This window comes from Methylobacterium sp. WL18 (genome assembly GCF_008040015.1).
Classification (GTDB): domain Bacteria; phylum Pseudomonadota; class Alphaproteobacteria; order Rhizobiales; family Beijerinckiaceae; genus Methylobacterium; species Methylobacterium mesophilicum.
Window position 1 is genome coordinate 1 of record NZ_VRVD01000159.1, and the last position, 8,715, is coordinate 8,715.

General features: G+C 66.3%; 11 protein-coding genes and 1 pseudogene. 6 read left to right on the top strand and 6 right to left on the bottom strand.

Annotated elements, in window-relative coordinates; genetic code table 11:
* Together FV228_RS13475 and FV228_RS13480 are read left to right on the top strand one after the other, a co-directional pair.
* Positions 1 to 247, top strand: a 247-nt coding sequence (locus FV228_RS13475; protein ID WP_281406492.1) for a hotdog domain-containing protein, incomplete at its 5' end; no start/stop codon positions are given.
* A 217-nt stretch (positions 248 to 464) separates the two neighbouring features.
* Entirely contained in the window at positions 465 to 719 is a 255-nt protein-coding gene (locus FV228_RS13480) for a hypothetical protein (RefSeq protein WP_147855089.1), read from the top strand.
* A 22-nt stretch (positions 720 to 741) separates the two neighbouring features.
* On the opposite strand, the gene FV228_RS13485 is transcribed toward FV228_RS13480, so the two are convergent.
* The 4 genes and pseudogenes from FV228_RS13485 to FV228_RS13500 all read right to left on the bottom strand — a co-directional run bounded on the left by FV228_RS13485 (position 742) and on the right by FV228_RS13500 (position 2,816).
* Entirely contained in the window at positions 742 to 987 is a 246-nt protein-coding gene (locus FV228_RS13485; RefSeq protein WP_147855090.1) for a hypothetical protein, read from the bottom strand.
* Positions 984 to 1,118: pseudogene (locus tag FV228_RS34195) on the bottom strand (cyclic nucleotide-binding protein); the annotation flags it as partial. The pseudogene FV228_RS34195 and the gene FV228_RS13485, both read right to left, overlap by 4 nt.
* Positions 1,119 to 1,184: 66 nt before the next feature.
* Positions 1,185 to 1,415 (bottom strand): hypothetical protein, encoded by a 231-nt coding sequence (locus FV228_RS13495; RefSeq protein WP_147855091.1) that lies wholly within the window; start codon positions 1,413 to 1,415, stop codon positions 1,185 to 1,187.
* 78 nt (positions 1,416 to 1,493) lie between these two features.
* A complete protein-coding gene (locus tag FV228_RS13500; protein WP_147855092.1) occupies positions 1,494 to 2,816 on the bottom strand; it encodes an O-antigen ligase in 1,323 nt (440 codons plus the stop codon).
* 226 nt (positions 2,817 to 3,042) lie between these two features.
* Here FV228_RS13500 and FV228_RS13505 point away from each other — a divergent pair, with 226 nt between their 5' ends.
* The 4 genes from FV228_RS13505 to FV228_RS13520 all read left to right on the top strand — a co-directional run bounded on the left by FV228_RS13505 (position 3,043) and on the right by FV228_RS13520 (position 5,517).
* Entirely contained in the window at positions 3,043 to 3,285 is a 243-nt protein-coding gene (locus tag FV228_RS13505; protein WP_147855093.1) for an AbrB/MazE/SpoVT family DNA-binding domain-containing protein, read from the top strand.
* A complete protein-coding gene (locus tag FV228_RS13510; RefSeq protein WP_147855094.1) occupies positions 3,282 to 3,671 on the top strand; it encodes a PIN domain-containing protein in 390 nt (129 codons plus the stop codon). Before FV228_RS13505 ends, FV228_RS13510 begins: the two co-directional genes overlap by 4 nt.
* Positions 3,672 to 3,823: 152 nt before the next feature.
* Entirely contained in the window at positions 3,824 to 4,843 is a 1,020-nt protein-coding gene (locus tag FV228_RS13515; RefSeq protein ID WP_147855095.1) for an NAD(P)-dependent alcohol dehydrogenase, read from the top strand.
* Between the two features lie 53 nt (positions 4,844 to 4,896).
* Entirely contained in the window at positions 4,897 to 5,517 is a 621-nt protein-coding gene (locus FV228_RS13520; RefSeq protein WP_147855096.1) for a GNAT family N-acetyltransferase, read from the top strand.
* 299 nt (positions 5,518 to 5,816) lie between these two features.
* Here FV228_RS13520 and FV228_RS13525 read toward each other — a convergent pair whose 3' ends face one another.
* Positions 5,817 to 7,751: a DUF262 domain-containing protein gene (locus FV228_RS13525; RefSeq protein ID WP_147855097.1), complete on the bottom strand. Its 1,935-nt coding sequence runs from the start codon at positions 7,749 to 7,751 to the stop codon at positions 5,817 to 5,819.
* Positions 7,752 to 7,941: 190 nt separating this feature from the next.
* Positions 7,942 to 8,715, bottom strand: a 774-nt coding sequence (locus FV228_RS13530; RefSeq protein ID WP_147855098.1) for an alpha/beta hydrolase, incomplete at its 5' end; no start/stop codon positions are given.

Sequence of the window (8,715 nt, forward strand, 5' to 3'; positions counted from 1 at the left end):
GCGCTCGCGCGGGCGCTGCGCCACCATCGCGGTCGACGCGATCACCTTCCACCACCCGGTCTTCGTCGGCGACGAGGTCAGCCTCTACGCCTGGCTGATCACGGTCGGGCGCTCGTCCCTGCGGATCCAGGTCGAGGTCTGGCGCCGGGAGCGGGCGAGCGAGACCACCATGAAGGTCACGGAGGCGACCTTCACCTTCGTGGCAATCGGCGACGACCGCCGCCCGCGCCCGGTGCCGGAGGCGTAGGCCGGGCCTGGCAACCCCGACGCCGGGCCCGGTGGGCGCGGCGCATGGACGGCACTGTCGCACCGGGCGGGTGACGCAACCCAGGTGATTTCGTCGCCGCCGCTCCTGCGCCAAATCGGGCGCGCCGGATCCTCTCCGGTCGGTCCCGTCGATCATGGTCTTCCGCCCCCTCGGTCCATGGTCAACGGGGCCGCCCTCCCGGAACGGAGCACGCTGGATGACGGATGGGTCTTCGAAGGATCCGGACTTCTGGGACGGCCTGGCCGTGCATGTCGCCACGAAGGTCGAACCCGTCCTGCGGCAGGGGCCGCGGGCGCGCGAGCCGGTGATCGCCTACCTGCGGGACCTGGAGGCGGTGGCCCGGCAGGAATGCGACAGCCGGGGCGTGATCCAGATCCTCGCCTCCGCGCGGCGCGTCCTCGGGGATCGGGACCAGATCGAACCGGCCAACGGCCCGTTCTCGCGGACCTGATCATGCGTTGCGGCGGGCGGTATCAGCGCACCCGTTCCAGCTGCCGCGTGATCCAGTCCTGCGCCTCGTCGAGGTCGGAGAACGTCGGCCGGTTCGCGGTGTCGACCCGGCCGAAGCCGGCCTCCAGGAACCACATCCCGGCCATGTCCTGGTGGAATCCCGAGAGCTTCACCAGCACCGCCGCGAGGAACCCATCGGCGAAGACCAGCTGACCCTCGGTGTCGTAGCTGCCCGTCGCGACTTGGATGGGTTGCAGGCGCAGAGTCATGCCGCCGCTTGGTCTCCAAGGTGCAGGTAATTCGGCCGGAACTCCGCCAGCGCCCGCAGGCGGGGCAAGTCGAGGATCGTGAGCCGTCTCGTCCTCAGTTCAATCAGCCCCTGTCGCCGGAGTTCCCCGAGATCGGCACCGGCGCGATCTTCGGCGGCGCCAGGGTGATGAGCGGTCCCGTATCCGGGATCACACGATCAAGCACCGCCACCGCCGTCGTCGAGAACGGACAGCGGCAACGGCATCGCCGTGTCCAGCTGGGCCTCGATTGCGGCCTCGGCCGGGCGCGGGAGGCGATGCCCTGCCTCGGCCATCGCGACGATCAGGTCGAGAAAGCCGTTCACGCCGAGCGCCACGATAGCCTCGCCCGAGCCGATCGCGCCCCGGGAATAGGCCGGCAGGACATCGTGCGGCGTGATCAGACGCATCTGCCGCTCGCGATGCCGCTTCCGATCAATCGGATGGTAGCAGGACACCCGCGAGAACGCCCGGGCCGTGCTGTGGTCTTACCCCGCCAAGGCGTAGCGCGTCCGCAGCCGCAGGCCGAACACCGCCATCATGAACATGCAGCAGGTGGCGTTGTTGCCGTTGTACAGCACGGTCTCGAACGAGGCCGAGACGAGGCCCAGGAACCACAGGCGCAGGAACAGCAGCGTCTCGGCATCGAGGCCGCGCCCCCCGGCGACGCGCTGCAGGTCGCGGACCGGCGCCAGCACGAACGCCACCACGGTGAGCGCCAGGAACGGGAATCCGCCGATCAGCGCCGTGTCGAGGTAGGCGTTGTGCGAGTGGTTGGCGGTGTTGACCCAGGTCAGCTCCTCGGAGCCGCCATACATGGTCCGCTCGGTCATCCAGAACGCGCCGATGCCCCAGCCCCGCCAGGGGCGGACCATGATGTTGTCCAGGGCGAACTGCCAGATCTCGCTGCGCCCCGTGAAGGTGGCGTCGGTCAGGAGCGTGCCGACCGCGTCCTGGATCGCCGGGACCAGGATCGAGCCGATCGAGACCAGCGAGAACCCGGCGATCGGCCCGAGCAGCAGCAGCGCCCGCAGGCCCCGCCCGGTCAGGATCCGGCACAGGCCGGTGACCGCCAGGATCACCGGCAGCAGCAGGATCGCGGTCTTGGAGCCGCTGGCCACCAGGAAGCCGAGGGCCAGGAGCACGATGATCCAGCCGAGCACCCGGCTCGCGGCCGCGGCGACGTAGAGCCCGACGATCACCAGGATCACCATGGCCGCCCCGGCCTCGTTCTTCTGCGGGAAGATGCCCCGCCAAAGGCCCGGATGGCTCGGATCGGAATTCACGTCGAAGGCCGAGTGGATTGCGAGATCCGGCACCAGGGCCACCGCCAGGTACGATGCGACCAGGATCACCAGGGCGGACCAGGCCATGGTCAGGGCCAGCTGCCGCGGCGAGCGCGCGACCAGCAGCACGCCCGCCGACAGCATCGTGGCGATGCCGAGCAGGGCGAGCCGGCGCAGCGACAGGCTCGGCTCCACCGACAGGAGCGCGGTGAGCCCGAGCCAGGCGCCGCACAGCATCAGCGGCCAGGTCGCGAGCGGCCGCAGGTGGCGGAACCCGATCCGGTGGAGCGCCGCCGCCATGCCGAGGCCCGCCGCCAGGAACAGCACCTGGGTCAGCAGGCTGCCATCCTCGGAGGCCGCCAGCGAAGACCGGTCGGACAGGTCCTTGAGCCAGTCGTGGTTCCACAGCAGGACGAACACCGCCCCGTTCAGGAGCACGCGCACGACATCCGGCAGGTCGCGCCCGGCCACGCCGTCCTGAGCCGTCCCGGCCGGGATCCCGATCGCCGCGTCCGCCGAAGCCATGCCGTTCCACTCAGGGGCCGCGGGATGCGGCGCGCATCCATTGTAGCGGGTGCGGAGGCCGGGGCGATGGGGCGACCAGCCGTTGAGGCGGAAGATCTGGCGATAACCTTAGCGGAGGCGAACGCAGGAGGGGGCCTGCGAAGGCGACGGCTTAAAATGACAGATCTGGCATCGGAGATACCTCCTGGCGTATAGATCCACGTACGGCATAACGTGGAGATACCCCATGCGGGCCAAGGTCATGCCTGATGGACGGATGAGCCTGCCCGCCGACCTCCGCAAGAGGCATGGGCTCGGCAATGGCGGCGAGGTCATCGTCGAAGATGTCGGGGACGCCATCGTGCTCCGGACGCTGGATCAGGTGGTGGCGCGCGCGCAGGATATGAGCCGCCGGTTGATCGGCGGCCACGTCGGCGCCTCGGTCGAGGATTTCCTGGCCGACCGCGCCCGCGAGGCCGAGCGCGAGTGACACGCTTCGTCCTCGATGCCTCGGCTCTCCTCGCGCTCCTGCTCGGAGAGCGGGGGGCCGACACGGTCAAGGCCGGGCTCGACGGTTCTGTCATGACGACCGTCAACCTCGCCGAGGTGATCAGCGACTACGCCAAGCTCGGCGCTGGACGCCACGACATCGAGATGCTGCTGCGCCCCCTGCCGATCCGCCTGTTTCCCGTCGATGCGGCATTGTCCTACGACGCGGGCCTCTTACGTTCGATCACGCTCGAAGGCGGCCTGTCGCTCGGGGACCGCTATTGCTTGGCTCTGGCGAAGCGAGAAGGCGTACCCGCCCTCACGGCGGAGCGGCGCTGGCCGGACATCGCCGGGGCCGCCGGTGTCACGATCGCGCTGATCCGCTGAGGCAGGGATTCTCTGAGACAGGACTTTCTGGATGTGACGCTTCATCGAGCAGCATGCTCTTGCCGCCGCTCCTGCATCCGGCGTGGCGGCCAGTTCGATCCGGTCGGGATCGCGGGAACACCCGCCGGCCCCGCGCAGACAACAGGTGCACCATGACCCAATCGGCATCCCGGGCGGTCATCGTCCAGCCCGGCGGCGGCTTCGACGCGGTGGGGTTCGGCGAGCGTCCCGTGCCTGAGCCGGGACCCGGCGCGATCACCGTGCGGCTGCGGGCGAGTTCGCTCAACTATCACGACTACGCCGTGGTGAGCGGCCTGTGGGGGCCGAGCGAGGCGCGGGTGCCGATGTCGGACGGCGCCGGGGAGGTCGAGGCCGTGGGGCCGGGCGTGGACGGGTTCGCGGTGGGCGACCGGGTCGTGAGCACGTTCTTCCCGACCTGGCTCGACGGCACGCCGCTTGTCGAGGGTTTCGGCACCGTGCCGGGCGACGGGGTCGACGGCTACGCCCGTGAGCGGGTGACGGCGCCCGCGACCGCCTTCACCCACGCCCCCCGGGGCTGGGACCATGCCGAGGCCGCGACGCTGACCACGGCCGCGCTCACCGCGTGGCGGGCGCTCCACGCCGATGCCGGGCTCAAGGGCGGCGACGTGGTGCTGGTGCAGGGCACCGGCGGCGTGTCCCTGTTCGCCCTGCAATTCGCGAAGGCGGCGGGCGCGACCGTGATCGCCACCTCGTCCAGCGATGCGAAGCTCGAGCGCCTGCGCGCCCTCGGGGCCGACCACCTGATCAACTACCGCGCCGACCCGGCCTGGGGCGCCACCGCAAGGCGGCTCACCGACGGGCGCGGCGTCGACCACCTGCTCGATGTCGGCGGCCCGGGGACGCTGGAACAGTCGATGGAGGCCGTGCGCGTCGCCGGCCACGTCTCGGTGATCGGGATCCTGACCGGCGTGGCCGGGCCGCTGCCGCTGGTGCCGGCGCTGATCCGGCAGATCCGGCTCCAGGGCGTGCTTGTCGGCAGCCGCAGCCAGCAGATCGCGATGATCCGCGGCATCGAGGCGTGCGGCCTGCGGCCGGTCGTGGACAGCGTCTACCCGCTGGACGAGATCGTGGCGGCGTTCCGGCACCAGGAGAGCAACCGCCATTTCGGCAAGATCTGCATCCAGATCTGAGGGCCGGGAATCGGATAGGGTGGCGGCCTCGCGGTCGCCACAGCTCCGAGCCGATGCCAACGAACCCTTCTTCGCCGGAGCTGCCGCCGGGCTTTTCCGCGGTCCCGCCGGGCCACATCGCGGCCATCGTCACCAGCCTCGAGATGGTCGAGCCGCCGGCCCCGCGGCCAGCGCGGCCTTTCCCGGCCGGGACGGCGCTGCACCGCCTCGTCCGGCCGGATTGGGAGACCTACCGCAGGCTGTATCGGGCCGTCGGGGCGGACTGGCTGTGGTTCTCGCGCCTGACCCTGCCGGACGCGGCGCTGCAGACGATCCTCGACGATCCGCGCGTCGAGATCCTGGCGCTGCGCCGGGACGGCACGGATCTCGGCCTGCTGGAACTCGACTTCCGCGAACCGGACACCTGCGAGCTGGCCTTCCTCGGCCTCATCCCGAGCGCGGTCGGGCAGGGACTCGGCCGCCCGCTGATCGACGCGGCGATCCAAAGCGCCTGGTCGCACCCGATCCGGCGGTTCTGGGTGCATACCTGCACGTTCGACCATCCCAGGGCGCTCGGTCTCTACCGCCGCTCCGGCTTCACGCCCTGCGCCGTCGCGGTCGAAGTCGCACCCGATCCGCGCCTCACCGGCGTCCTGCCCCGGACCTGCGCCCCGCACGTGCCGGTGCTGGCGTGACCGCCGCGCCACATCGCGCCCTTGCGCGCGCGGCGATCGTCGGCCCCGGGTTGCGCCACAAGCCGAACAACACTCGACTGACGCCGCAAACAAGGGAGGGGTATGGAGCTTGTCCCACATAACGCCGAGTCATGCCGTGCGGGATGCCTTCTGTTGGTATCGCAATCGGCTTGTCCGCCGGAGCCATACCGCTCCACGCAACGACGCCGCTTCTGGTGACGCTCACCGTTGCAGCCGGTACCGCGCCAGGGCGAGAGTCTGATCCACCACCACCGAGTATTTTTAGCGGTAGGCTGAATTTATGTGTTGGCGACACCGCGTTGAGGTTCGACGGTGATCGTCATGTCTGCTTCTACACCATCTGCATCGTGCTCATTGTCGATGCCTTCTTCATCGACAACGCCCGCGTAGGCAGTTTTTCCCATAGCGTGTTCGATCAACGTCAAAAGGCGCGTCTGTCGATCCGTCATGAACGCCGCAAAATTATCCCCGCGCAGAAGGTCGGGATCGATTAAATGCGATGCAAGATATGCATCCAGCTTTTCAGCCGCGATAGGGGGCGTTTCGGCGTTGCCGGCCTCAAGCCGGCGGAGGTAAATCGAAGGCGCAGCGCCGCCAATTATCCTGTTTGTCTTAAATGACAACGGCGTTTTGTTGATTATTGAGTCAAAAATTTCCGCTTTGATACCCGCCCGCTTACACCAGTCCTGCGGAAATATATGATGAATATCAACGTTCTCGCCGAAGAAAATGGTGTGATCGAATTTCTGCCCCGACCGGAAATCCTGTGCACCTTCTTTCATGAGAAGTGCGTTGACGCCTTTATAAGCCGCGGACAGCCGCATCCGCATTGTTTTAAGGCGGTCCGCGCGGAAAATAGTTTCGCTAATTGTCGTCGGCTCTCGGCCGCCTCTAATCCACGCGGGAACCTCTATGAAATCCCGGGATATCCGGCTATCAACTGCTGAGCCGTACAATTCGCCGAAGACACCATTCCAGTACCATTGAACGAGCTTTGTGCGATTAGCTTCGTGTTCCCATGCATCGCCGATGTCGGCGAGGATCGCTGCGAGTGGCACGATTTGAGACTGGTAAGGAAGATCGAAGACCCGGTAGATGTGCAGAAGATTGAGAAATTTGGCAGCACGCACGAAGCCGTCCTCGACGCGCGTCTCATAGGTCTGATAGGCGGCAAGAGGCAGACTTAGAAGGGCCTGGCGATTGCCGGTGACGGCTGGCAACTCTTTGCCTTGTTTGCCTGCTGCTTCGGCTTCACGGCGGCGATCCCGCGAATGAAACAGCGAGATTGCTTGCAAGAAATCTGTATTGGCGACGTTGACTAAGATGCCGGTGCTTTGTCCCGGCGGACGCATCGTCTCAGCGAAGCGTCGATGGCGCCCGCTCGTCGAATTGTCACCATACCAGTCTTTGCGAAGTTCATGACCATCAGCCGCGTACATAGCAGTGACGAGTTCGAACGCATCTAAGGGCTTGCCGCCCGTATTTACCTTCTCAAACACCAAACAAACAGCTTCTTTGGTCGTATTCTTATCGAGAGAAATGACGGGAACATGGTAATCCGTGAAATTTTTTATCACTTCATCATGGAACCGACTAATGATCGGCCACTTTTCAGCGAAGTCGCCCTTGGCCGTAGAATGGCTCACAAATTCCATCTGCCAAGTGTTCCAGTCGAACACCATCGACACAGGATACATCAACGCGTCAAATTCCCGAGCTCGCGTTGACAGATCACGGACCACGTTTCGATCAAAGTTCTCCCGCGAGATACGGTCGGCAGGCATTCCAATAATTGCATCTTCGCGCTCAGCCTCAAAATCGAGAGCAGCAATAATATCGATATAAAACCAGCGTTTCACACGCTTATTTTTAGGCGTAACTGTCTCGACGACTTGATTGCGAATTGTAACTTGATATAGCGATGTCATTCTTTGCTGCCCATCAAGCAGCAGTTCGTCCGGCCTGACCGTACTCGCCACGTGTGGGGCACCTTCCACGAGTCTAGGCTTGAAGTTCACCGCGCCCGATGTTTCCAACGTCATCAGAGCGCCCACCGGAAACGAGCGCGAGATCGAAGCAATCAGGCTCTTGATCCGATCTTCGTCCCATACCCAACTTCGCTGAAAATCAGGCAGCTGAAGCGAGCCTTGGTGGCACGCCCGCAGCAGCGTGCTGAGCGCGACCTTGTTCGTCTGAAATGCGCCACCGGCCATTCAGGTTCACTCCTCCAGACGAACCACAAAGTTGAAAATGGCTACCTAGGGTCAGCCACAATTTTGAGTTGAGGTGTCATGGCTGAGCATGCTTCGTGATGCAAGCTCGTGAAGGCCGTTGTGTTGACCGGCATAGGCCAACCGACGTCGCCATAGCGCGAGGCCAGACGGCGCGCCGACCACCGACCCCCTACCGCCGCATCGTGTATTGCGACCGCCCGGCGGCCTGGCGCATCAGGAACGAGGCCATCTCGGCGAGTTCCGGGGCCTTGGAGCGGAACGTCACCGACAGCGCCAGCAGCGTGTCCTTGTGGTCGAGCCCGGCATAGACCCGCTCCTGCACGGGCACGTGGGCGGCGCGCAGCTTGGCGGCGAGGCTGACCGTGTGCCTCGGCTTCACCACGGTGTCGGAATCGCCGGAGGCCAGGAAGGTCGGCGGCGAGAGCGGGCCCGCGAAGGTCATCGGCTGAGTGAGCGGCAGGTCGGGGGCCTGCCCGAACACCTTGGTCGTGGTGTCCTGGTCGAGGGGCAGGAAGTCGTAGGGGCCGGACAGGCCCGCCACCGCCTTGATCACCTTGGGGTCGACACCGGCGGCATTGAGGTAGCGCGGATCGAGCCCGAGCATCACGGCGTTGTACGCCCCGGCCGAATGGCCGGCGAGCACGATGCGGCGGGGGTCGCCGCCAAAGGCCGCGATGTTGTCCCGCACCCAGGCGATCGCCGCGGCGCCGTCCTCGAGGAAGCCGGGGAACGGCACCTCCGGGTAGAGCCGGTAATCGGGCAGCACCGTCACGAAGCCCTGGGCGGCCAGCGCGTGGCCGACGAAGGCGTAGTCGTCCTTGGAGCCGCTCTGCCAGGAGCCGCCGTAGAAGAACACCAGCACGGGCGCCTTCTCGGCCGCCACCGTGGGGACGTAGACGTCGAGCCGGCGGCGCGGCCCCTCGCCGAAGGCCTGGTCGCGCGC